The organism is Brevibacillus sp. YAE8 (genome assembly GCF_057543335.1).
In genome coordinates this window covers 154,002-177,646 of sequence record NZ_BAAIYG010000005.1, presented here as the reverse complement: position 1 = coordinate 177,646, position 23,645 = coordinate 154,002, and the positions used below count along the sequence as shown (strand labels likewise).

The following is a 23,645-nucleotide window of genomic DNA, read 5'->3' as shown; positions in this document are numbered from 1 at the left end:
CCGTCAAGAATTGACAGACTTTACATACACATTGATATATACTGCTTTTACTGATAGAAGCCAGTGTACGTAGGCAGCGCAGCACTGGCCGAAAACACACTTGGCAACTCTTGCAGCTCTCGGATTTTCGCCAAGGCGAAACCAGATCGGAGGTGAGAGCAAGTGGTTGTGTATCTTGATATCATTCTACTCCTCAACCTCGCCATTGATACCTTGTTGCTCTGGTTTACGGCGTATTTTCGCAAAGAGCGCGTGGTGTGGTGGAGAATGATCGCGGCCGCCTTGTTCGGGTGCTCGTATCTGGTCTTTTTCTTTTTCCCGGCGTTTTCATCCATGTATCAATGGTCAGTCAAACTGCTCTTTTCCATTCTCATGCTCTGGATTGCATTTGGTAACAGGAGGTTGTTGTCGTTTGCGCAAAACTTAATCATCTTTTACTTTGTCGCTTTTGTCTTTGGAGGCGGGGTATTCGGTCTGCAATATTTTTTGGCCCCGCAAAACGAAATCGTCAACGGATTGGTTGTGACGCACAATGACGGGTTTGGCGTCGGCTTCAAGCCTACGCTCGCGATTGTTGCCGTCGGCTTCACGCTCGTCTTTTTCCTCGGGAAAAAGAGCTACAAGGCGATCCAGGAGCCGCGCAGGATCGAAACGTTTCTCGTCGATGTCGTCGTGACCATAGCCAAGGAGAAAGTCATTTGCCGCGGTTTGGTGGACACAGGCAATCAGCTCCACGAGCCGATTACGCGTCTGCCGGTCATGATTATCGAAAGTCGCATGCTGGCTCATCTGCTTCCGCCGTCGCTTCTCCGACAAACCGATGAAAACGGTGGAGTGTGGGAGAAGCTGGACGGATCCTGGGATGACCTGCCGATCGAATGGCAGTCTCGCGTGCGCCTGATCCCGTATCGGAGCGTGTCGCGGGGAATGGATTTTTTGCTTGCGATCAAGCCGGATCATGTGTTGGTTGTACAGGAAGGGCTTCGTTATGAAACCGAAAAAGTGCTGATCGGGCTGAACCCGATTCCGCTCTCAGCCGACGGGAAGTACCAAGCGATCGTGCATCCTGCCATGATGGAAGCATATACGCAAGAACCTACCTTTATTCTCAAACAGGAGGGCTAATCATGTATGTAAAACTTCGCCTACAACTCCAGTTGACCTGGTACCGTTTCCTGCTGTGGATTGGTGTACGCGCTGAAGAAGTCTATTATATTGGCGGGAGTGAAGCATTGCCTCCACCGTTGACGCGAGAAGAAGAGGAAGTGCTCCTGGGACGCCTGCCATCGGGCGATCCTGCGGTGCGCGGTATGCTGATCGAGCGCAATCTGCGGCTGGTCGTCTACATTGCCCGCAAGTTCGAAAATACGGGGATCAACATTGAGGATTTGGTCAGCATCGGGACGATCGGCTTGATTAAAGCGGTCAACACGTTTGACCCGGAGAAAAACATCAAGCTGGCGACATACGCCTCCCGCTGTATCGAGAACGAGATTTTGATGTATTTGCGCCGCAACAACAAAATTCGCTCCGAGGTGTCTTTTGACGAGCCGCTCAACATCGACTGGGATGGCAACGAGCTGCTGTTGTCGGATGTGCTCGGCACGGAAAACGACACGATCTATAAAAATATCGAGGACCAGGTGGATCGCAAGCTGTTGAAAAAAGCACTGGATAAGCTGTCCGAGCGGGAACGCATCATCATGGAGCTGCGCTTCGGCCTGGCAGGCGAAGAGGAGAAGACACAAAAAGACGTGGCCGATCTGCTCGGAATCTCCCAGTCGTATATTTCCCGTTTGGAAAAGCGAATTATAAAACGGTTGCGAAAAGAATTCAACAAAATGGTCTAGCGCATATTTTCCCAGCCTCAGGGGATACTGTTCCTAAACCGTAACAGATGGTGGTTTTTGCCACCTTCTTGGCGGCTACGCGTCAGTACGCGGCCTTTCAAGACAACCGGGTTAGGGACTTTTTTCTTGCTTCGAGGAGGGAAAGACGTGACGCGCAATAAGGTAGAGATATGCGGGGTAGACACCTCCAAGCTTCCGGTGCTGACAAACAAAGAAATGCGTGATTTGTTTGAGCGCCTGCAAAGCGGTGAACTGGCTGCCCGTGAGAAACTGGTCAACGGCAACCTGCGTCTGGTGTTGAGTGTGATTCAGCGGTTCAACAATCGCGGAGAGTTCGTCGACGATCTGTTTCAAGTAGGCTGCATCGGATTGATGAAAGCGATCGACAACTTTGATCTGGGGCAAAACGTGAAGTTCTCTACGTACGCCGTCCCGATGATTATCGGGGAGATCAGGCGCTATCTGCGCGACAACAACCCGATTCGCGTTTCCCGTTCGCTGCGGGACATCGCCTACAAAGCCCTTCAGGTGCGAGACAACCTGACCAACAAGCATTCGCGAGAGCCCACCATTACCGAGATTTCTCAGGAATTGAACGTCGCCAAGGAGGACGTCGTGTTCGCGCTCGATGCGATTCAGGACCCCGTATCGCTTTTTGAGCCGATCTATCAGGATGGGGGAGATCCCATCTACGTCATGGATCAAATCAGCGATGAAAAGAACAAGGATGTCACATGGGTAGAAGAAATCGCCCTCCGCGAAGGGATGCAACGTCTGGGTGATCGGGAAAAAATGATTTTATCCATGCGCTTTTACGAGGGAAAAACTCAGATGGAAGTAGCAGAGGAAATCGGAATTTCGCAGGCACAAGTTTCCCGGCTGGAGAAGGCAGCCATCGCCCATATGCAAAAGCACGTCCAATCGTAATGAGAAACGACATAGGTCCCGACGGTCTTGTACCGTTGGGTTTTTTTATTCCCGCAGGCGCTCCGCCGCAAAGAGCCGCTCTTGTTTTTTCGGGCCGAGGAGGACATATTCTCCCGCTGGTTCATATACTGAAAGTAACGGAGAAAAGTGGGTGAGGAGAATGGTAAAAATCTCTGACTTCCAGACAAAAGAAGTGGTGAACATCCTGGATGGGAAGCGGCTGGGGACGATATCCGATTTGGAGATTGATCTGCGCCACGGACGCGTGGAAGCGATTGTCGTGCCGGGGCCAGGCAAATTCCTCGGGTTCTTTTCCTCCGGGAATGATTACGTCATTCCGTGGCGCAATATTGTGAAGATCGGGAAAGATGTGGTGCTGGTCCGGATGGAGGAGGCACTCAAGGTAGAAGCCAGAACCTCTGGCGGGGATGAATACAGGGAGTAAAGGGAGAAAGGCGGCAGTTAGCCTTTCTTTTCTTTTCGGCTATGGTATGATAAGCCATATGAGGAAGGTGACAGGATGAGAGAACCGTTTGTCTTGGAAGAGGAAAAATCCATTTTGGCGCTGGCGGACTGGCAAGCGCATTTCCCGGGGCTCGTGGCGGGCTTTACGGTTCGCCTTGGCGGGGAAAGCGAGGAACCGTACGGCTCGTTTAATATGGGACTGCACGTGGGAGACGACCCGGCGCATGTGATCGCGAACCGCAAAAAGCTGGCCGAGCAGGTCGGGATGCCGTTTGAGGCGTGGACATGCGCCGACCAGGTGCACGGCAACCGCGTCTGTCAGGTGACGGCGGGAGGTGCGGGAAAAGAGAGCCTCGGAGACGTCATTGCCGCAACAGACGGGCTGTTCACGCAGCAAAAGGGAGTCTTGCTGACGTCGTTTTACGCTGATTGCGTTCCGCTTTATTTTCTCGACCCGGCATCAGGAGCGATCGGGCTTGCCCACGCGGGCTGGAAAGGGACGGTCGGGCGTATTGCCGAGGAAATGGTGAAGGCGCTGCAAACGCACTATAAGGCGAAGCCGGGGGACATCCGCGTCGCGATTGGGCCATCCATCGGAGGTTGCTGCTACGAGGTGGATGAACGGATCATGACGCAGGTGCGGACGAGTGCGGAAAACTGGAAGACGGCAGTCTCTGCCTCCACAGAAGGGAAGTACATGCTCGATTTGCGGCAGTTAAATACGGAAATTTTGCGGGAAGCGGGGATTTCCCGGGCAAATATGTTGGTGACGGACTGGTGTACAAGCTGCCGGACAGACTTGTTTTTCTCGCATCGAAAAGAAGCCGGACCGGGCAAAATGACAGGACGAATGGCTTCGTATATCGGCTGGAAGGAAACAGAAGGGAGATAGGGCATCGTGAAAATCAAGGAGCAGGAAGTGTTGAAAGAAAGATTGGCGGCGATTGAGACGCGCATTCAGGCGGCTTGCGAGAGGGCGAACCGTCGGCGCGAGGAAGTGAAAATCATCGCTGTGACCAAATACGTCGACGAGCAGGCCATCGGTGATTTGCTGGATGTCGGGATCGAGCATATCGGGGAAAACCGGGTGCAGGATGCCTTGCCGAAATACGAGTTGCACAAAGACAGAGGCATCTGGCATTTTATCGGGCATCTGCAAACGAACAAGGCAAAAGAAGTCGTCGGGCGTTTCCCGTACATTCATTCGCTGGACCGCCTCTCGCTCGCCCAGGAGCTGAATCGCCGAGCCGAGGCGATCGACCAGGTCGTCAACTGCTTTTTGCAGGTCAATATTTCCGGGGAAGAGACAAAATTTGGGCTTAGTCCCAACGATGTATTGGCTTTTTTGCGTGAAACCAGTAATATGAAACATATAAAGATCGTCGGATTAATGACGATGGCGCCTGTTGTCGAAGATCAGGAGGAGGCGCGACCTGTATTTCGCGGACTGTGCGAGTGGAAAGCGCGGATCAATGAATGCGCGTTCCCGCATGCTCACATAGAAGAATTGTCCATGGGCATGTCCAGTGATTTTGAAGTGGCAATTGAAGAGGGAGCTACATATATTCGTCTTGGCTCTGTTTTGGTCAAGCCGGAATAGGGAAGAAACAGACGCGACAACGAGCAGGAGAGGAGGTAGCGTATGGGTGTCATGAACAAATTGATGGGGTTTCTGGGGCTGGATAACGAGGAATACATCGAGGAAACCACGGTAGAAGAGGAACGCGACGAATACGATTCTCACCACAAAAAGCAGCAGCCTGTCAGCCGGGCCAATAACGTAGTGCCGTTCCAAGCGCGGGAAAAGGAGGGAATCCGTTTGATTCTCTGTGAGCCCCGTCATTATAGCGATGCGCAAGACATTGCCGACAACCTTCGTCATCGCAGACCTGTGGTAGTCAATCTGCATCGGGTGGAAAAAGATCAGGCCAAAAGAATTATCGACTTTTTGAGCGGGACGGTTTACGCGCTGAATGGAGACATTCAAAAGGTGGGCGATACGATTTTTGTATGCACCCCGGACCATGTAGATATTCAAGGAACGATCTCCAGCGTTATGGAAGAGTAACGGACTAACACGATAAAAAGGGTGAGCTAATGGCGTACTTGTTTACCATTTTAAATTTTGCTTTTACAGTGTATCAGTACATGATTATTGCCTACATTTTGATGTCATGGGTGCCGCAAATGCGGGCAACTGGCATCGGCCAACTGCTGGAGAGACTGGTAGAGCCTTATCTGGCTCCGTTTCGCCGATTTATTCCCACACTCGGTTTCATTGATATTTCGCCCATCGTCGCTTTGATTGCCCTTCGCTTTGCCCAGTATGGCTTGTTCAGCATTCTGGAAAAACTGCTGTAGGACGAGTGCTATGAGCGTATTCGATCATTTTGCAAAAGAAGAACGTCCCTTTGTGGAACGGGCGCTGGAAATGCTGACGCTGGTAGAGCGTAAGCAGGCCATGCGCCTTACTGATTTTGTGGATCCACGGCAATGGCACATTATGAAAAGCCTTACGTCGCAAGTGCGCGATGTGAAAATTTCCGCGAGCGGCGGCTATGAAGGCGCCGAGCGGGTGCGCGTCCTCATTCATCCGGAGTACATCGAAGTGGAGCCCGAGGACTTCCGGCTTGCCCTGTTGGCAATCAAGGCAGACCAGCGCTTCCACACCCTGGAGCATCGCGATGTGATGGGAGCGCTGCTGCATGCGGGGATGAAGCGGGAAAAGTTCGGCGACATGCTGACGGACGTCGGGACATGCTATGCGATTGTGGCCGAGGAAGTCGCGGATTTTGTCTGCACGCAGGTGACGCAGATTCACCGGACCTCGGTGCAGTTTGAACGCGTGGCGTGGGAGTCGTTTACCCCGCCTGCGACCCGCTTTGCCGAAAAAACGATCACCGTGCCTTCGCCGCGAATTGATGCGGTAATCGGGGAAGTGCACAATATGTCCCGGGCCAAGGCACTGGTGCCGATTCGCGCGGGCAAAGTCAAGGTCAACTGGAAGGTTACGGAAGATCCTTCGACCCAATTGCAGCAAGGCGACATGGTGTCGCTCGCCGGATACGGGCGGTTTAAAATTTTGGAGATAGCCGGCCCGACGCGCAGCGGAAGACTGCGCATGATTGTCGGACTGGTTACATAAAATGAACGAGGGCGCAAAAAAATGTAAAATAAGGCAGGAAACAATGTCGATTCTGTCGAAAACATAAGTACGAATTATCGGGAAAAGTGGGGGGTTCATGTGCCATTAACGCCATTGGATATACACAATAAAGAATTCAGCACAGGCTTTCGCGGCTACAACATTGACGAAGTGAACGAATTTCTCGATCAGGTCATCAAAGACTTTGAACTCCTGATTAAAGAGAAAAAGGAAATGGAAGAACGGATCGCCATTCTCAATGAGCGTGTGGACCACTATAAGAGCCTGGAAGAAAACTTGAGCAAGTCGATTCTCGTCGCCCAGGAGACGGCGGAGGATGTCAAGTCCAATGCCCGCAAGGAAGCGCAACTGATCTTGAAGGAAGCCGAGAAAAACGCGGACCGGATTGTCAACGAAGCCTTGGCGAAGTCTCGCAAAATTGCGATTGAAATCGAAGAATTGAAAAAACGCGCGTCCGTTTACCGCATGCGCTTCCGCACGCTGCTGGAGGCCCAACTGGAAATGCTGGAGCACGGAGCATGGGACGACATCGAGCAGGCGGATTCTGCGGTAGTTGTTGAATAAAACATTGACGTTGTGCCGATGATGGTACTATAATGAAAAACAACTTTTTCGAAAACATTAATCCATATCACGACAAGACGATGAACGGGAAGAGTACGCGGAACAGCACTGTCAAAGAGAGTCGGGAACAGGTGAAAGCCCGACCAGTCGCCTCTGCTGAAAATCACCCGGGAGTTCAAAATCCGAAAGCTTGGCCGCACGTTGTTGAGGCAGGCAAGTAAGTGAGCGCGTCATTCCCGTTACGAATGAACGAGTGGAACGAATCCCGCTGCATGTTTGCCGACGGGTTTGTTCAATCAGGGTGGTACCACGGGAGCCTTCTCTCGTCCCTTTTTTGGGATGAAGGAAGGCTTTTATTTATTTTTAGGAGTGAAGCAGGCTATGGACTACAGCAAAACCTTATCGCTACCGAAAACCGATTTCCCGATGCGCGGCAACTTGCCGACACGCGAGCCGCAAATCCAGGAGAAGTGGGAAGAGCAAAACATTTATCAACAAGTGCTGGCCCGCACGGAAGGACGCCCTTCGTTCGTTTTGCATGATGGCCCTCCTTATGCGAACGGAGACATCCACATCGGGCACGCGCTGAATAAAATTCTCAAGGACTTCATCGTTCGCTACAAGTCCATGGCAGGTTTCTACGCGCCGTACATCCCGGGCTGGGATACGCACGGCTTGCCGATTGAGCAGGCGATTGTCAACGCTCAAGGACTGGATCGCCGCAACATCGAGGTCAACGACTTCCGCAAGCGCTGCGAAGAGTACGCCTGGTCCTACATCGACAAGCAGCGCGATCAGTTCAAGCGACTGGGTGTTCGCGGCGACTGGGAAAATCCGTATGTCACGCTTTTGCCTGAGTACGAAGCCAACCAAATTCGCGTGTTCGGCGAGATGGCGAAAAAAGGCTACATTTACAAAGGACTTCGCTGTGTCTACTGGTCTCCGTCTTCCGAGACGGCACTGGCTGATGCGGAAATCGAATACAAAGACAAGCGTTCTCCTTCCATCTACGTAAGCTTCCAGGTCGTAGATGGCAAAGGCAAGCTGGATACCGAAACAGGCGTTGTCATCTGGACGACCACACCGTGGACGATCCCGGCAAACCTGGCGATCTCGCTTCATCCTGAACTGGAGTACAGCGTCGTCAAAGCCGATGGCCGCAAATTCCTCGTGGCAAACGGTCTGATCGAAGCAGCCAGCAAGGAAATCGGCTGGGAAAACGTAGAAGTTCTCGCCAGCTTCAAAGGACAGGAGCTGGAGGGCGTAGTGACGAAGCATCCGATCTACGACCGTACATCGCCGCTGATTTTGGGCGAGCACGTGACACTGGATGCCGGTACAGGCTGCGTGCATACCGCTCCTGGACACGGGGAAGACGACTTTGCCGTCGGACAAAAATACAATCTCGGCGTGCTTTGCCCGGTTGACCATGAAGGAAAAATGACCAGTGAGGCTCCTGGTTTTGAAGGCCTTTTCTACGAAGATGCCAACAAGGCGGTCACCGAGAAGCTGAAAGAAAACGGAGCGCTCCTGAAGCTCAGCTTCTTTACGCACTCCTACCCGCACGACTGGCGGACGAAAAAGCCGGTGATCTACCGTGCGACAGAGCAATGGTTCGCTTCCATCGACGGCTTCCGCGAGCAAATGCTCGAAGCGATCAAAAACGTGAAATGGATTCCGCATTGGGGAGAAACCCGTCTGGCGAACATGATCGCCGACCGCGGCGACTGGTGCATTTCCCGCCAGCGCGTCTGGGGCGTTCCGATTCCGATTTTTTATTGCAAATCGTGCAATGAGCCGATCATCAACGACACGACGATCAACCACATTGCCGAGCTGTTCCGCAAAGAAGGCTCCGCTGTCTGGTTTGCCCGCGAAGCAAACGAGCTGATTCCGGAAGGGCTTGCTTGCAGCAAGTGCGACTGCAAAGATTTCCGCAAAGAAACAGACATCATGGACGTATGGTTCGACTCCGGTTCTTCCCACCAGGCGGTTCTGCGCGAGCGCGGCCTCGCCTGGCCGGCTGACATGTACCTGGAAGGCTCCGACCAATATCGCGGCTGGTTCAACTCTTCGCTGTCCACAGGCGTTGCCGTCTATGGCACGGCACCGTACAAGGCGGTACTGAGCCACGGCTTTGCTCTCGACGGAGAAGGACGCAAAATGTCCAAGTCGCTCGGCAACGTGGTTGTGCCGCAGCAAGTCATCGACAAGCTGGGCGCCGACATCTTGCGCTTGTGGGTAGCTTCGGTTGACTACCAGGCAGATGTGCGCATTTCCGATGCGATCCTGAACCAGATCGCCGAGGTGTACCGCAAAATCCGCAACACGTTCCGCTTCCTGCTGGGCAACCTCGATGGATTTGACCCGGCGAAAGACCGCGTAGCGTATGAGCAACTGGGCGAGCTGGACCGTTATGTCTTGGCAAAAGCAGCGAAGGTCGTCAAGCGCTCCCGCAAGGCGTATGACGAATACCAGTTCCATACGGTTTTCCATGCGGTGCACAACTTCTGCGTGATCGACCTGTCTGCTTTCTACCTGGACATCTGCAAAGACCGTCTGTACGTCGAAGCGCCTGACAGCGTAAAACGCCGCGCTGCCCAAACGGTCATGTACGATTGCCTGCTCAGCCTGGTGAAGCTGGTAGCGCCGATTTTGCCGCATACCGCCGATGAGGTATGGTCCTTCATCCCGGGCGTGACCGAGCCAAGCGTGCAGTTGACCGACATGCCGGAAGGCGACGAGCAGCACCTGAGCTTCTCTGCCGAAGCGGAAAGCAAATGGGACGCGTTCCTCGCTGTCCGCGACGAGGTGCTCAAAGCGATGGAAGAAGCGCGCCGCAACAAAGTATTCGGCAACTCCGTCGACGCCAAGCTGGCGCTCTATCCGCAAACAGAGGAAGCAGCAAAAGCATTGGCAGCCATGGACGATCTGGCCGACCTGTTCATCGTCGCTCATGTCGACCTGCACGCCCAAGGCGAAGCCGCTCCGGCAGAAGCTGCCCAACTCGAAGGCATCGCGGTTGTCGTCTCCGCGGCTGACGGCCAAAAATGCGAACGCTGCCGCGTCGTGAAGCAGGACGTAGGCGCCCGCGAAGCGCATCCATCTATCTGCGTGCGCTGCGCAGATATCGTGGAGCAGCATTATGCGCATGTAGCTGAATCGTAATTTCAGATGTTTTTTGGAGACCTGTCATTCCTAAAGGGATGGCAGGTTTTTTCGGTCCCATCTATGGTCGAACTATGGTCGAAGATTTTGGTGCAAATTATTAACAAAATTGCAAAATATTAATTTACGATAAAGTAAATGACTATGTCATAATAACCACAAATGGGTTTAGTTGGTAATTTTTTCTGTCAATGGACCGAGGCAGCTTTGTTTCGGTCCGTTTTTCCGTATGATTGGAGGGGGATCCGTATGAAAAAATACTTGGTGTTTCTTCTGGTAATCATCCTTTTGTCAACGGCTTGTCAGACGGTGAATGAAGTACCTGTAAAAAAGGAAACACCGCATTTGGCCGTTATCAAAGAGAGGGGGAAAGCCAATGTCGTCATCTTGAATAAAGACTACAAGGTCGTAGGGGAAAAGAAAATCGGCGAATTTCTGATTGATGGGCAGGTGGATGGGCAGACCTTGTACGCGATTGACTGTGGAATTGAGCCGGCGTTGAAAAACTTGTATGCCATAAACGTCCATGATCTCTCGTATCAAACGCTAACCTTGCCCTACATTCCCCAGAAAATATTTATTCATGATCGGGTGGCCTATATCGCTTCCTCTTCGGTCCAACAAGCTGGCTTTCCGTTTATGCTTGTCGATTTGCAATCTTTTTCGCTGATTGACACGTTTACGGTTCCCGGCGCTGTCAGTTCCTTCATCCCCGAAGCGAATGGAGTCACGATGCATGTCAATGCGGGAGGACCGAACAAATTTGGCCCGTATGCCAAAAAAGTTCGCGTGGGGAAAGGGACAGCCGGAAAATACGAAATACTGGAAACGACAGACATGCCGCAAGAGCTTCCGCCTACCAATGTCATTTCGTATCCGGAAAAAAATATCGCGGTCTATGCGGGATTCGCCAAAGGGCCAAAGCCGAGATGGGTAAAGCAGCCAGAAGCCTATACAAGTAAAATAAAAGTGTTGGACAAAAAGAATGATTCCGTTTTACAGGAAATCGATCTGGAAGAGTCGTTCCCGCAGCAGATTGTGCGCAAGGACGATCTGGCTTTTATCAATCATTATACGGATTTGGATATGAGCGGGGAGATGATTTCCGTCTACGACTTGAAAACAATGAAGCTGATAACCAAGATTCGCTCGGAAACCCCGTCTTCCATTGCCCTGGCTGGCTCCCATCTTCTTGTTGCGAATTTTGTGCCGGGAACGGTAAGCGTGATTGATACGCAGGAGCTAAGGCAAATACAGCAAGTGGCCGTTGGCGAGTGGCCGACAAAAGTGCTGGTTGTTCCAGACTCAAGCAGTCCCATACCGAAAGAATAATGAAACGGCCCTTCACTAACAGGGCTGTTTTTTGCTGCGCGGTTTTTCCGTTGCATAAGCAAACCCATTCGTTCCGACTGATCTTTTCATGATAATTTGCTTACCCAATTTCTCCATAAAAACCCCGCCAAACCAATCTTCAAGTTTTTTAAGCCTCGCCGAACAACTACAAGCCCCTGACGAGGAAAGAGGAGAAATCCGCGAAAGCTCTTTGGGGTCCCGACCGAGGCGGAGTGGAAAAAACGAAACACGCTTTTAAGCGTTCACTTTGAGAAGCTTCTTTGAATCAACCACTTTGGACGCGGTTTCGTTTTTTCCACGGAGCCGGGCAGCAAAGCTTCCTGCAGGGACCCCAAGAAGCTACAGCGATTTCTCCTCTTTCTTCGCCTCCAGGGAAGCAACGATTAAGAAGCTTTTAAAAAAAGAAAACCGAGCGAACACCAAAAGCTGCTATACCTGACAAAACAGCAACGAACAATCCGCAAGCCGAGGTTGACAAGTAAGCTTGACGGAGCCAGGGTCTTGCAGAGCACGAGAACCGAACGAACAAGCCACACCCATACCCTTCCCCAATCACTTCAAACGGTTATTTCCCGCCTGCAAAGCCATACTACCAGTTGAGGAAACCAAACAAAGGTGGTGGCCGACGTGGACCCAAAAATGCTGGCCAGCTTCAGGGAAAAGCTGCTTGCGCAGAAAAAAGAACTCGAAGACCGCGTACAGGATCATTACGGCATGCGAGAGCCGATGACGACCTCCTTGCAGGAATTTTCCATGTACGATAACCATCCGGCCGACATCGGCAGCGAGCTGTTTGAACGGGAAAAAGACCTCGCCCTCGACAGCCTCGACCGCGAGACATTAAAAGAAATCGAACAGGCGCTGACCCGCATGGAAGAAGGGACATACGGGCTGTGCACCGTCTGTGGCGAGCCGATTCCTGCCGAGCGACTCGAAGCCTTGCCCCAGGCGCAGACGTGCAAGGAACACGCGCCTGCGCCCCATGTGAACGAATCCCGGCCGATCGAGGAAGAGTTTTTGCAGCCCCCGTTTGGCCGCACATCGCTCGACGAAAAAGAAGGGCAAAACGGCTTCGACGGGGAAGACGCCTGGCAGATCGTCGAGTCGTGGGGCACATCCAGCACGCCGTTCTCCTTCCAGGACAGCGATAAAGCCGACTATGGCGAAATGTACATCGAAAGCGACGAGCCGGATGGGTACGTCGAAGCCGTAGAAGAAATCGGCTACACCGATATCGACGGCTACCATGGTCCCGACAGCGTGCACTTCATGCGCAGTGCAACATACGAAGACTACATGCACAAAGGCGAAGGAAAAGGCAACTTCCTCTCCTACGACGAGTATGAGTCGCAAAACGAACCGCGCGAGGGGCGCGATGGCGTGGAATGACCGCAGTCTGCTGATCGAACGCGTCGAGACTTATCCGCTGTTGCACCGCTTGACGCAAGCCTACGGGGACGCCAACGGGTACAAGCGCTACCGCAGCACGTACCTCATCCGCATCATCACGCAAGCCGGGATCGATGGCTGGGGCGAAATTGTCGATTGGCTGCCCACCCTGGACCGCGGGTTTCGCGAGCGGATCGTCCCTTTTTTGCTCGGCAAGCATGCGTCCAGCCGGACACAGATCGCAGCGATCGTCAACAAATGGCACCAGCGATCGGCAGCAGGGGTCAGCATGGCGTTGACAGAGATCGTCGCCAAGGCAGCGGGGATGTCGGTCTGCCAGCTATGGGGCGGGGCGCTCCACCGGACCATTCCCGTCTACGCATCCTTTCAGTCGTATGCGGAGCGCGAGGACTGGATGACGCACTCGCTCAACCAGGTGGCAGCCGCTCTCGCAGCAGGATTCACCAGGTTCAAGGTAAAAATCGGCGGCCGCTCCGTTCGAGAAGATCAGGCGCACATTGTTCAGTTGATGGACATGCTCTCGCCGGAGGTACAGGTGGCGCTTGACGCCAACCAAAGCTACGATCTGGCGACCACCAGACAGTGGACGCGCATAATCGAGCGCTATCCGAACTGGCTGTGGCTGGAAGAGCCGATGCCGATGGAGCGCACGGAAGAATACGCCAAGCTGCGTGCCGCATTGCCCATTCCGCTTGCGGGCGGGGAAAACCTGGTCCGCTGTGCGCAGTTTTTGCCGCTATTCAAAGCGGGGGCGCTCGATATCGCACAGCCGGATTTGCTGCACACAGAAGGGATCGAGAGCTACCGGACCCATCTGCAAATGGCGCGGGAATTTGGCTATCGCGTGTCGCCGCATTCGTTTGATGGCGGGCTGGCTCGGCTGTACACGCTGTTCGCGCAAGCATGCTTGCCTGCCTGGAGCAAAATGGACAGCGAACAGATCGAGCCAGTCGAGTGGGATGTCATGGAAAATCCGTTCACACACCTCTTTCCGCTGTACCCAGTCAACGGTGAAGTAGCCATCCCGAGCGGAGTGGGGATCGGCATGGAGCCGAATTGGGAGATTATCAACGCCACGCGCTGGGATGGCAGCGCATATGCGTGAGACGAGGAGTTTCGTATGGCGCAAAATGCGAAAAACCTGATTGGGCTGACAGGGATTCCGTTAGTCATGGTGCTTGGCAACTCGATGCTCATTCCCGTCCTGCCCACGATGAAAAACAAGATGGAGCTGACTTCGCTCCAGACCAGTCTGTTGATTACGGCTTTTTCCATTGCCGCCGGAATCGTGATTCCGCTGGCTGGATACTTGTCTGACCGTTTTGGCCGCAAAATCGTCATCCTGATCTCGCTCGCCCTGTACGGGACGGGCGGGCTGTTGGCGGGGCTTGCGGCACTCTGGCTCGATCAGCCGTACATGCTCATCATGGGCGGGCGCGTCCTGCAAGGGATCGGCGCAGCCGGGACAGCGCCGATTGCCATGGCGCTGGTCGGCGATCTGTTCGAGGGAGCGTCAGAGAGCAAAGCGCTCGGCCTGATGGAGACATCGAACGGGATGGGCAAAGTGCTCAGTCCCATTTTCGGGGCGCTGCTTGCGCTCATTTCCTGGTACATGGTCTTTCTCGCTTTCCCGATCATTTGCGGCGTCGTCCTTGTGCTGTTCCTGTTTTTGACCAAGGAAAAGAAGCAGGAGCGGCAGCCGCTTCCGGTCAAGCAGTATTTGCACAGAATCGCACAGGTGTTTAAGCAGCACGGCAAATGGCTCGTTCCCGCGTTTTTTATCGGCAGCATCTGCCTGTTCACGCTGTTTGGCGTTCTGTTCTACCTGTCTGATCTGCTGGAGGAAAAATACAAGATCGACGGCGTCATCAAAGGCGGATTTTTGGCGATTCCGCTGCTCGTCATGAGCATCGCTGCCTATGTGACAGGGCTGATTATCAAAAAGAAGCTGGGCCTGATGCGCCTGTTTGTGATCGTCGGGATGTTTCTGCTCGCGGCGTCGTACGTTCTCGCCAGCTTTGTAAAAGGCGCCTATGCGCTGATCGGCATTCTCATCATCGGCAGCATCGGTACAGGCATGATTTTGCCTTGCCTGAACTCGATGATTGTAGGAGCGGTGCAAAAAGCGGAGCGGGGCATGATTACGTCTTTGTACAGCGGCGTCCGCTTTATCGGCGTGGCTGTCGGGCCGCCGATTTTCACCTGGCTGCTCGGCATCTCCCGGACGGTCATGTTTTTCTCGATTGCCGGCTTGTCGCTTGTCTTTGCGATTTTGGCCATTTTTTTCTTGAAGCCGAAGCAGGCCGAACAAGGCGGGCAAAACCAGGAGCAGGATGCTGCCAAAGAGCGCGAAACGAAGGCGTGGCGGCAAGTGTCAGAGGTGCTCGGGATCGAGCCGGAGACGCAGCAGGAAAAGCGGCGGGCGCGGGCGATCGAGAAGTACGGCTTCGATGTGAACGACTTGTTTGCACGTATCTTGTCCGGGAAAAAAGAAAAGGAAAAAAACTAAAACAGGCAGCCCTGCGCAGCTCTCCCTCAGGAAAATGGGGATCGAAGCAGCAGCAGGGACGTGCCTGTTTGTTTGTGTGAACAGCTTATGCGCTTATGGTCAGGAGCGGACAGATGGGGCAGCAAACGGATGCAGCAACGCTCTTTCCAGCGTCAGAGGATAGACATCGTCGCGCAAAATGCGGCTGAACTGCCCGTCGCTTTTGATATCACGCGGAATGGTGTCGAAGAGGACGGTTTCCGTCACGTCAGAGCCAGAAGGCGTCGCAGCGTATGTAAGCACTTTTGCGATGTAGATGTCTTTTCGCTGTCCGCCGGCAAGCGTGTACTGGCCGATTCGCTCAATGCCTTCCAGCACAGCTCCCGTCTCTTCGTACACTTCCCGGACGGCAGCGGCGAGACTGCTTTCGCCAGGCTCGATTTTTCCTCCGGGCAGCTCTACGCCCCGGCTGCGGTGGCGGGTAAACAGCAGCTTTCCGTCATAAAAAGGGAGAATGAGCACGTGGCCTGCCGGATGAAGGCGATATTCGTCGGGGTCAAAGGTCAACTGCACAGGCAAACCGAAATCATCTGAAAAAGCGTACAAGAACAGCTCTCCTTTCTACGATCAGAACGGGGTAGATGAGCGATATTGCATGGAAATATGCTTGACTGCTTTCATCGCTTGCCCGACAGCGAGGGACAGGCTGGCATAGGCGGCTCCATTGGTGGCGTCACCCGTGCCGTAAATCCACGAATCGTCCGCGCGCTGAAATTCATCTGTTTTCAAATACCCTTCGCCAAACGTGGCAAGGCCACCCAGCCCTGCGCAGTTGCCATGGACGCCGATGCGCGGCAAAATCCAGTCGACGGCCAGCGTTGGCGGATTTTCAGGCCGTCGCGAGGCCAGCGTCAAGCACAGCCGCTCTCCTTCGTCCTGGTAGCCTGTTACTTCCGTCTCCCACAGCAAAGACAAATTGGGCAGCCCCGCGATTTTGCGCAGCCACTCGGGGCGGGCGCGCAGATGGTTGCTGCGGATCAGCAAGTAGACATGGCGCGCATGCCTGGCGAGATTGACGGCGCTTTCCAGCGCGCGATCCCCTCCGCCGATGACGGCAAGCGCCAGCCCTGCGACCGATGTAGCTTCCGCTGTAGTGGAAAAAGCGGGGGGCAGGACGCGCTTGCAGCCGTTGAGGGCCGGGATCTCATTGGGGGTAACGCCCGTAGCGATAAGCAGATAGTCGACGCGATAGGCAGTCTTGGAGGTCGTCACGATGTGCGCATCGCGGTCAATGGCTAACAGCTCTTCTCCCAGCCGGACATTCAGGTTTTGGATGGTAGGATGCTGGTACAACTCGTCGAGAAGCGAAGCGCCCCGAGGGTACACCCGCGGAGGAAAATCCCAGATTTCATTGTGAATCTGGTGCAATTGCCCTCCGAGCCGATCCGATTTTTCCACCAGCAAGCAAGACAACCCCAATCGTTGGCACCAAATAGCGGCAGACAAACCCGCGATGCCGCCGCCTGCGATCAGCACCTGTACGTGTTCCACTCTCCAGTCCCCCGATCTTTTCTGTTTCCGATTTCCCAATAGTTTTAGACTACCTGTTTCGTTTCCGGAGTGCAAGGACTCACCGCCAAAACGACAAAACAGGTGCGTGGCCTTGGCTGTTACCTACAATTTGACAGCAAAATGTGGTAAAATGGGACATGGTTTTCCAGAATAATAGAAAAATTGAACGGAAATGTTGGCACCATGGGAAAAGGAGTGAACCTGCGTGCAGGCCAAGAACGAAAAACAAGTGGCTCCTGTGAAGATGCCGCGGAAACGAAAAAAACGCGGACAGCGATCCAAGCGGATGTATCTGCTTCTGGCTGCGTGCCTGTTCCTCTGTTTGCTTGCGGTCGGGGCGGGGTATGCCTTGAACCAGGTGGACAAAACATTGGAGGACGTGACGAAAGACCCGTACAAGCTTCCCGATCAGCCAGTCGTGGAGCAGCCGTATGAGGAACAGAAATCCATTTCCTTTGTCATCGTCGGATTGGACACGCGCGCCAACATCGGGATGCTGAACACCGATGTGCTGGTCGTCGCTGTCGCTAACCCTGTCACGAAAAAGGTAACGATGGTGTCGCTGCCCCGTGACACGCGGGTCCAAATTCCTGGCGAGCCAGGCTATCACAAGATTAACGAAGTTTTTTCGATTGGCGAAGGGAAAAAGAAATTGGCGGAGAGCAAAGGACAGCCTGTCACGGAAAATGGCATGACGGTGCTGAAAAAGACGCTGGAGCACATGCTCGGTGTCTCGGTCAATCACTACGTCCAGCTCGACTTCGAAGGCTTTACCGCTGTGGTCGACAAGCTCGGCGGCGTCAAGGTAGACGTGGACCGCGACCTGGTGTACGAGCTGCCCAAGCAGGGCGTCTACCGCAGCTTGAAAAAAGGCACGCAAGTACTGAACGGCGAGCAGGCGCTTGGCTTCGTCAGACACCGGATCGACAGACGCGGCAGCGCCTACAACTCCAGCGACTTCGACCGCAACCGCCGCCAGCAGCAGGTCATTCGCGCTGTCGCGGACAAAATGGTTTCGATGGACGGAATTACCCACTTGACGGAGGTAATGGCGACCGTCGGCAAGCATATCAAAACCGATCTGTCCAAAGACCAGATCAAAGGGCTGGCCATGGACTTTGGCAGCATCTCTTCCGACAATATCGTCTCGTTGGAAAACGGCGCGATCTGGAGCTTTCCGTACTCTCTGTGGCCGAAGGCGAACATGCAGGCGGTCCGCAGCACGCTGCAGAAAGAGCTGGGAGTGGCAGAAGCCAGCGACAAGCTCAGCGATGCGGCGGTAGCGGAAATAGCCAAAGTCGAGATGAAAACAGAGACCAGACCGCAAACTACGAAGCCGTCGACCTCTTCGCAATCGGAAGTAGCGAAGCCGCAGCCGCAGAAGCCGGCGACTCCGGCGCCAAAACCGCAGCCGAAGCCAGAGACGCCAGCAGAGCCGACACCTGTGCCGGGTGGAGAAGCAGGCCAGGACAGCGAGTCGTATCCGAGCGACATGCCGCCTCCTGATATTCTCGCGCCGCCAGCTCCTGCGCCAGATGGCGGGGGCAGTGGGCAAACGTAACGATTTTTTTGCACCCTCCGCAAAGCCGGGCACATATACTGCCAGGGAGCGGAAGCGCTGCCCGCTTTCGGGAAGGGGGCGATGTTCTTTGAAAAATTGGCAGGAGACGATGAAGCAACTGCAAAAGGCATCGCAAAGCCTGGCAAAGCTGAACCTGGACAAAGACCATCCGTGGGGGGCCTTGCGCCAGATGAACCAGATCATGGATGCGAATTTTTGGGAAAACATTGCGGCGCTCAGCCAAAAATCGCCGAACCAGTCGCCGAGCACGGCCGCGAAAGTCGTGCCGACCATCCAAAAAAGCCGGAAAAAGCCAGCAACGGATAGGCCGCTGCGGGTGGTGCAGGTCGAAGAAACCGAGGGCTACCCGCCGACGGATGTGTTCCTGGCGGAGCAGTCCGTGATCGTATGCTGCGAGCTGCCGGGCTTTGCGCGCGACAGCCTGGAGCTTTCGCTTGTCGAACAAAAAGTGCTCGAAATCAAAGGGCTGGTCAAGGAGCCGGACTACAAAGGCTCATGCGTGCAGGCGGAGAGAAGCTACGGTTCGTTTCACCGCAAGATCGAACTGCCTGCTCCGGTGATCGCCAAAGGGATGAGAGCCCAGTACCAGGATGGCTTGCTGGAAATTTATTTGCAGCGCGATGCCGATTACCGCGAACGAAAAACAACATTCAAGGCGAAGCTGTAGAGGAGGGACTTTTCGGCCCTCCTCTTTTCCTTTTCCCGCAACTTGCAAGGGACGGGGGAGCATGTCCGCGCCCAAACAAAAACAGTGCTAATGTAAGCCATTAACACTGTCCGTTCATATATTGCCAACCAGCGGCTGATCGACGATGCTCGGATCGAGCGTATTGGTTGCGTTGGCGCCGTTGATCGTGTTCACGACGTTGCCCGTATTGCCGCCACCGGAACCGGAGAAAGTCTTGGATGCGGTTTTGGGCGAGATGTTCAAGGTGTCCCCGAAGTTGACAGTCCCGGAGTTGCTGTTGATGTTGACCGCTCCGACCACGGAAGGCACGGCTAGCTCCTCCTCTCGCGCTTGGGCTCGTCGCGAAGCAGGTGGCGGATGGTTTTCACGCGAGTCTCCAAGGTCAGGCAGTCGGTTGAGCCGATATGGATCAGCGACGATGCCGCAGTAAACGGTACGTCGACCTTTTTGACGTGAATGCGGGGACAGTCGTGAAACGTATCGAGGCAAATCGGCTCGGCAGGGCAAGGAGCGGGTAACGGCACGGAAAAAACAGCGTAATCGGCAAATTCAAATTCGTGCTGGTAAAAAATCGCTTTTTCCCGTTGGACCGCCAAAATGTTGGAGCGGGCGTTGACTTCCTTCGAGTCCCCGATCTGCAAGACAGAGGAGGAGTCGATGGAAATGCTGTTCAGCTTCTTGACATGGCTCGTTCTGCGGTGCATCAATAGGAACCTCCTCAAGGTGGAGTGAGCGCCGTATCAACCGGAATCGCTCCGAGAATCATCGACTCGGGTGGCGTTTCGTAGGACGAGAGCAGCGTGACCGTTGTCGTGTCGCCGATAAACAGGGAGGCGGACGACGACAGGGCATCGATCGAAACGCTGCGCACGCAAATGTCGCCGTTTATCACTTGGTAGATCATATCAGGGTTCGTTCACCTCGCGCGGGAGATTTTTGACAAAGCCTTCACACGTTTTTTCGATATCGCGCTTGACCTTCTGGACGATTTTTCCCGCCCAGACGTCGATCTGTTCAGGCTCCCATTCATCGGTCTGAAGCTGATTGACATAATAACGGATGCGTTGGTCGATCTGCTTCTTGATATCCTCCAAAATAAAATCGCGATAGTCGTCATTGAGCGGATAACCGCACTCTTCCTCGATTCGTTCCAGCACATGGTAGGCGTCCGCTTTCAGGTAACGGTAAATTTCTTTTTGCACTCGTTCGAACAAAGGTGTGTTCTTTTTCTCCCCGTTTGGCACATCCATGCTCTGGTTAATGGAAAAATCGCCGATGCCGGAATCGTTGCTCTTCGGATTAAGACCGATGTTGAGCGTTCCTTCCAACCGTTCGACTTTCAGCAGATCAAATTTGTATTCGTTTTTGATGACGGAAGGAACCTGCTTTTCCTTTAACTCTTTGACATCCTGTTGCAGCTCTTCTATCATTTGCTTCATTTTTTCCATTTTTTTGTTCTGCGTTTGTATATAGTCATGTAACTGTTGCAAATACTGCATCATTTCGGGACCCATGTACATGACGATCATCCTTCTTCATCAAAAGTAAAGCCGGTTAGAGGGAAGGCGAAACCAAAGGCACAAGCGGAATGAACTCCTCTGACGAAGTCTCGGGCAATGGCCCCGCAGGGGGAGCCGGCTCTGTGAATCCGCCTGTGTTGTACATTTGGGATAACGGTTTAATCATACCTGCACTGCCAATTTGGCAAACCGACGAGTTGGTGATGCCATCAATTTTCAAGTTGTGGATGACGATGTTTTGATGAACGAAAAAGTTCATGAAAAATCCCGTCCCTTTGCCGCCGGATCGCTTGTATCCTCTACAAAGATCGGCAGCTCGTTGCCCGCTGTCTCATTGACGTAGACGACGCTGCGGGGAATCTTGAACGAAAGATTCGTTCCGGAGTTGAACGATCCGCCGCCAGCAAAAGTTTTGGAGTAGCTGACAGGCGAGATTTTGCGGACGTCTCCGACATTGAAGACGCCGCTTATGCTGTTTACGTTGATGACTCCAACAATAGCTGGCAGCTTCGACACATCCCCTCGGAAGAGTCCTTTTTGTATTGTATGTGTGACGGCACTGGGTGTTCATACCTGTTTTTCGCGCTTTTGCGGTTCGCACCGGGCAGCGTGGGCATACGATACATGAGCGACAGGCAGAAGAGTTTTGCAGGGATGGAAAAAGGAGGGGAAACGCGATGAACATGAAGGTCAACAACAAAAAAATCGCCGTGGGAGAAATCAAGATGGGCGGCGTGCAGCAGTCATCGCTCGTGCTGATCGGGGACGCGGACGTCATCAGTTGCTCGTCGGTTTTTGACACGGCAGACGACTCGCTCATTTTCAGCAAAGACGTTCCGATCCGGCCGACCACACCAACGAGACGAGGCGACTGATCGCCTTGTCTAGCTTGCGGACGCGTATTTGCTCTGGTAGTGGCTAAGGGCGAGCAGCGGCCAAATCCAGCGATAGCTGTGATAGGCAAAATAAGTGCCGCCGGGGCGTCCGCCGCCCGTCGGATAAGCGGTGGTCCAGTCTGCCGCCTGGCTTTGCCTGGATAAATAGTCGATGCCGCGTTCAATAGCCGGAGTCGGCTGGGGATGTACGGCGATCAGGGCATCGAGCGCCCATGCCGTTTGCGATGGCGTGCTGGCGCCGAGGGGGACGTACGTTTTTTGCTCGTCGCTGTGGCACGATTCGCCCCAGCCGCCGTCGGCATTTTGCTGTCGCGTCAGCCAGTCGACCGCTTTCTGGACCGCCGGATGAGCGGGGGAGACGCCGACTGCCATCAGCCCGGTGAGCGCCGCCCACGTCCCGTACAAATAGGCGATGCCCCATCTGCCGTACCAGGAGCCGTCTATTTCCTGGCGGGCGAGCAGCCAGCGAACCGCCTTCTGGACAGGCGCGTCGTTCTCTTTGTACCCGGCGTAGCGGCCGAGAAACTCCAATGTTCTTCCGGTCAAATCGGCCGAGGACGGGTCGGTGCTGACCGTGTCTGCGCCTTCGATCGGCAGGCTGGAAATGAGCGGGGAGTCCGTGTTTTTTTCGAAGGCAGGCCAGCCGCCATCGTCGTTTTGCATGGACAACAGCCAATCCAGCCCGCGCTTCCAGGCGGCAGCGGTTGCTTTATCCAGGCGGGACTGGCTGCGCAGAGCGCGCAAGGCCGCTGTCGTGTCGTCGATATCCGGATTCATCGTATTGTAGTCCGAAAAGCCCCAGCCGCCAGGAACCCCTCCCGGATTGCGAATTTTCCAGTCTCCGTACGTATGTTGCTGTTTTTTGAGCAAATAGCGGTTCGCCCGCTGGATGGCAGGGTGGCTTGCGGGCAGGCCGCTTTGCTGCAAGGCGTGCGACAGCAGCGCCGTGTCCCAGACGGCAGAGGTCGCCAGTTGCAAGTGCGCGCCTTCCGCCGTTTGGCAGACCGAATCGCGCAAACCTGACATCGCTTTTGCGATCAGCGGATCACGCAAAGAGTAGCCGCGGGCGAGCAAGGCAAAAATCATGAAAAACGTCGAGGTCGAGTAGTTGTACAGCGTCCCGTCTGCCTCCACGCGCGCGAGGATAAACTGCTCCAATCTGCGCAAGGACAGCTCGTGCAGCAGGCCGGGTAAAAACGGCAAGCGCAACACGTACTCGTGGATAGAGGACAAAAAGCTTTGTCCGTCCCGCGTGAAGCGCTCCAGCAGCCGATGGGGATAGACGCCGGGAGCGATGGAAGGGTTCACATACAAATCGGACAGATCGGGGGTATCCGCCGTCACGTTGACGTATTTGCGGTCAGCGACAATCATCATCGGCGCCAGATGCACACGGGCGTACCCGACAAAATCGAAAAAGCTGATCGGAGAGCTAGGAGGCAAGAGCGCAATTTCTACAGGCACGAGAAAATGAGCGGGCCACTTGTACTGCCCCGCCAAGGCAGCGGCAAACTTCGTCAGCAGGTTCGCCTCGCTCAAGCCGCCTTTGCCGCGAATAAACGCGCGAGCGCGAGCCATCCGCGGCTCCTTTTTTTCATAGCGACGCGAGAGCAGTAGCGCATAGTAGCAATCTACAGTCGTCGAGAGATTTCCCTCGGCCTCGTCCGGGTACAGCTTCCATGCGCCATTTTCTTGCTGAAGGGCGGTGATCCGTGCAGTCAGCCCGTCAATGAGCCGCTCATCATCAATCCCGAGCGTCCGCAATAAGATAATCATGTGGGCGTCTGTCGTCGGAGAGCTTTCCAGACAGAAGCGCCAGGAGCCGTCCTGCTGTTGGCTGCGCAGGACAACAGACTGAATCCGGCTGATTTCTTCGCGTACTTCGCGCAACGAAAACCACCTCCATGTAGAAAACTTGGCTGCGCCAAGCCTTTGGCGCAGCCTTCGTTGCCCTTATACTGGATAAGAATTTTATCCATTCTTATCTGTACAAAAA

27 protein-coding genes and 1 other annotated feature are annotated in these 23,645 nt (G+C 54.2%); of the genes, 18 read left to right on the top strand and 9 right to left on the bottom strand.

Annotation, left to right across the window (positions count from 1 at the left end):
* The first annotated feature begins 162 nt into the window (after positions 1-162).
* The 15 genes from spoIIGA to AC27IT_RS10365 all read left to right on the top strand — a co-directional run bounded on the left by spoIIGA (position 163) and on the right by AC27IT_RS10365 (position 15,412).
* A complete protein-coding gene (spoIIGA, locus tag AC27IT_RS10435; protein WP_005832960.1) occupies positions 163-1,125 on the top strand; it encodes a sigma-E processing peptidase SpoIIGA in 963 nt (320 codons plus the stop codon).
* 2 nt (positions 1,126-1,127) lie between these two features.
* Positions 1,128-1,850 carry an RNA polymerase sporulation sigma factor SigE gene (sigE, locus tag AC27IT_RS10430; RefSeq protein ID WP_005832959.1) on the top strand — a complete coding sequence of 241 codons (723 nt, stop codon included), beginning with the start codon at positions 1,128-1,130 and terminating at the stop codon, positions 1,848-1,850.
* Between the two features lie 147 nt (positions 1,851-1,997).
* Positions 1,998-2,777 carry an RNA polymerase sporulation sigma factor SigG gene (gene sigG / locus AC27IT_RS10425; protein ID WP_005832957.1) on the top strand — a complete coding sequence of 260 codons (780 nt, stop codon included), beginning with the start codon at positions 1,998-2,000 and terminating at the stop codon, positions 2,775-2,777.
* A 160-nt stretch (positions 2,778-2,937) separates the two neighbouring features.
* Positions 2,938-3,222: a YlmC/YmxH family sporulation protein gene (locus AC27IT_RS10420; RefSeq protein WP_005832955.1), complete on the top strand. Its 285-nt coding sequence runs from the start codon at positions 2,938-2,940 to the stop codon at positions 3,220-3,222.
* Between the two features lie 75 nt (positions 3,223-3,297).
* Positions 3,298-4,134 (top strand): peptidoglycan editing factor PgeF, encoded by an 837-nt coding sequence (pgeF, locus tag AC27IT_RS10415; RefSeq protein ID WP_197186675.1) that lies wholly within the window; start codon positions 3,298-3,300, stop codon positions 4,132-4,134.
* Between the two features lie 6 nt (positions 4,135-4,140).
* Positions 4,141-4,842: a YggS family pyridoxal phosphate-dependent enzyme gene (locus AC27IT_RS10410; RefSeq protein ID WP_005832951.1), complete on the top strand. Its 702-nt coding sequence runs from the start codon at positions 4,141-4,143 to the stop codon at positions 4,840-4,842.
* A gap of 42 nt (positions 4,843-4,884) precedes the next feature.
* Entirely contained in the window at positions 4,885-5,310 is a 426-nt protein-coding gene (locus AC27IT_RS10405; protein ID WP_005832949.1) for a cell division protein SepF, read from the top strand.
* A gap of 29 nt (positions 5,311-5,339) precedes the next feature.
* Positions 5,340-5,603 carry a YggT family protein gene (locus AC27IT_RS10400; protein WP_005832947.1) on the top strand — a complete coding sequence of 88 codons (264 nt, stop codon included), beginning with the start codon at positions 5,340-5,342 and terminating at the stop codon, positions 5,601-5,603.
* A gap of 10 nt (positions 5,604-5,613) precedes the next feature.
* A complete protein-coding gene (locus AC27IT_RS10395; RefSeq protein ID WP_007784233.1) occupies positions 5,614-6,387 on the top strand; it encodes a YlmH family RNA-binding protein in 774 nt (257 codons plus the stop codon).
* 99 nt (positions 6,388-6,486) lie between these two features.
* Positions 6,487-6,972 (top strand): DivIVA domain-containing protein, encoded by a 486-nt coding sequence (locus tag AC27IT_RS10390; RefSeq protein ID WP_007784235.1) that lies wholly within the window; start codon positions 6,487-6,489, stop codon positions 6,970-6,972.
* Between the two features lie 71 nt (positions 6,973-7,043).
* Positions 7,044-7,306 (top strand) — a binding site (T-box leader).
* Positions 7,307-7,353: 47 nt separating this feature from the next.
* Positions 7,354-10,140: an isoleucine--tRNA ligase gene (gene ileS / locus AC27IT_RS10385; RefSeq protein WP_283857948.1), complete on the top strand. Its 2,787-nt coding sequence runs from the start codon at positions 7,354-7,356 to the stop codon at positions 10,138-10,140.
* 249 nt (positions 10,141-10,389) lie between these two features.
* Entirely contained in the window at positions 10,390-11,472 is a 1,083-nt protein-coding gene (locus tag AC27IT_RS10380) for a YncE family protein (RefSeq protein ID WP_487091776.1), read from the top strand.
* Between the two features lie 648 nt (positions 11,473-12,120).
* Positions 12,121-12,882 (top strand): TraR/DksA C4-type zinc finger protein, encoded by a 762-nt coding sequence (locus tag AC27IT_RS10375; RefSeq protein WP_290426293.1) that lies wholly within the window; start codon positions 12,121-12,123, stop codon positions 12,880-12,882.
* Positions 12,869-14,008 (top strand): mandelate racemase/muconate lactonizing enzyme family protein, encoded by a 1,140-nt coding sequence (locus AC27IT_RS10370; protein WP_005833433.1) that lies wholly within the window; start codon positions 12,869-12,871, stop codon positions 14,006-14,008. Before AC27IT_RS10375 ends, AC27IT_RS10370 begins: the two co-directional genes overlap by 14 nt.
* A gap of 15 nt (positions 14,009-14,023) precedes the next feature.
* On the top strand, positions 14,024-15,412 hold the full coding sequence (locus tag AC27IT_RS10365) for an MFS transporter (protein ID WP_005833431.1): 1,389 nt from the start codon (positions 14,024-14,026) through the stop codon (positions 15,410-15,412).
* Positions 15,413-15,511: 99 nt separating this feature from the next.
* On the opposite strand, the gene AC27IT_RS10360 is transcribed toward AC27IT_RS10365, so the two are convergent.
* Positions 15,512-15,997 carry an NUDIX domain-containing protein gene (locus AC27IT_RS10360; protein ID WP_005833429.1) on the bottom strand — a complete coding sequence of 162 codons (486 nt, stop codon included), beginning with the start codon at positions 15,995-15,997 and terminating at the stop codon, positions 15,512-15,514.
* A 21-nt stretch (positions 15,998-16,018) separates the two neighbouring features.
* Positions 16,019-16,942, bottom strand: coding sequence for an NAD(P)/FAD-dependent oxidoreductase (locus tag AC27IT_RS10355; protein ID WP_025845025.1), 924 nt, complete (start codon positions 16,940-16,942; stop codon positions 16,019-16,021).
* A 226-nt stretch (positions 16,943-17,168) separates the two neighbouring features.
* Here AC27IT_RS10355 and AC27IT_RS10350 point away from each other — a divergent pair, with 226 nt between their 5' ends.
* Both AC27IT_RS10350 and AC27IT_RS10345 read left to right on the top strand, forming a co-directional pair.
* A complete protein-coding gene (locus AC27IT_RS10350) occupies positions 17,169-18,524 on the top strand; it encodes an LCP family protein (protein ID WP_487091775.1) in 1,356 nt (451 codons plus the stop codon).
* Positions 18,525-18,612: 88 nt separating this feature from the next.
* Positions 18,613-19,212: an Hsp20/alpha crystallin family protein gene (locus AC27IT_RS10345; protein WP_026557378.1), complete on the top strand. Its 600-nt coding sequence runs from the start codon at positions 18,613-18,615 to the stop codon at positions 19,210-19,212.
* 114 nt (positions 19,213-19,326) lie between these two features.
* Here AC27IT_RS10345 and AC27IT_RS10340 read toward each other — a convergent pair whose 3' ends face one another.
* Genes AC27IT_RS10340 through AC27IT_RS10315 form a run of 6 tightly spaced genes read right to left on the bottom strand, consistent with a single transcriptional unit; the run spans position 19,327 to position 21,269 of the window.
* Positions 19,327-19,542: a spore germination protein gene (locus tag AC27IT_RS10340; RefSeq protein WP_005833423.1), complete on the bottom strand. Its 216-nt coding sequence runs from the start codon at positions 19,540-19,542 to the stop codon at positions 19,327-19,329.
* Positions 19,543-19,544: 2 nt separating this feature from the next.
* Positions 19,545-19,937 (bottom strand): spore germination protein GerPE, encoded by a 393-nt coding sequence (locus AC27IT_RS10335; RefSeq protein ID WP_005833421.1) that lies wholly within the window; start codon positions 19,935-19,937, stop codon positions 19,545-19,547.
* Between the two features lie 14 nt (positions 19,938-19,951).
* A complete protein-coding gene (locus tag AC27IT_RS10330) occupies positions 19,952-20,137 on the bottom strand; it encodes a hypothetical protein (protein ID WP_005833419.1) in 186 nt (61 codons plus the stop codon).
* A gap of 1 nt (position 20,138) precedes the next feature.
* Positions 20,139-20,753: a spore germination protein GerPC gene (gene gerPC, locus AC27IT_RS10325; protein ID WP_005833417.1), complete on the bottom strand. Its 615-nt coding sequence runs from the start codon at positions 20,751-20,753 to the stop codon at positions 20,139-20,141.
* Positions 20,754-20,787: 34 nt separating this feature from the next.
* Positions 20,788-21,012: a spore germination protein GerPB gene (locus tag AC27IT_RS10320; protein WP_005833415.1), complete on the bottom strand. Its 225-nt coding sequence runs from the start codon at positions 21,010-21,012 to the stop codon at positions 20,788-20,790.
* Positions 21,009-21,269: a spore germination protein gene (locus tag AC27IT_RS10315; RefSeq protein ID WP_005833413.1), complete on the bottom strand. Its 261-nt coding sequence runs from the start codon at positions 21,267-21,269 to the stop codon at positions 21,009-21,011. The genes AC27IT_RS10320 and AC27IT_RS10315 overlap by 4 nt, the downstream gene beginning before the upstream one ends.
* Before the next feature lie 161 nt (positions 21,270-21,430).
* Between AC27IT_RS10315 and AC27IT_RS10310 the strand changes: the two genes are divergently transcribed.
* Positions 21,431-21,628 (top strand): hypothetical protein, encoded by a 198-nt coding sequence (locus AC27IT_RS10310; RefSeq protein ID WP_005833411.1) that lies wholly within the window; start codon positions 21,431-21,433, stop codon positions 21,626-21,628.
* Positions 21,629-21,637: 9 nt separating this feature from the next.
* On the opposite strand, the gene shc is transcribed toward AC27IT_RS10310, so the two are convergent.
* Positions 21,638-23,539, bottom strand: coding sequence for a squalene--hopene cyclase (gene shc / locus AC27IT_RS10305; RefSeq protein WP_487091774.1), 1,902 nt, complete (start codon positions 23,537-23,539; stop codon positions 21,638-21,640).
* Positions 23,540-23,645 lie beyond the last annotated feature (106 nt).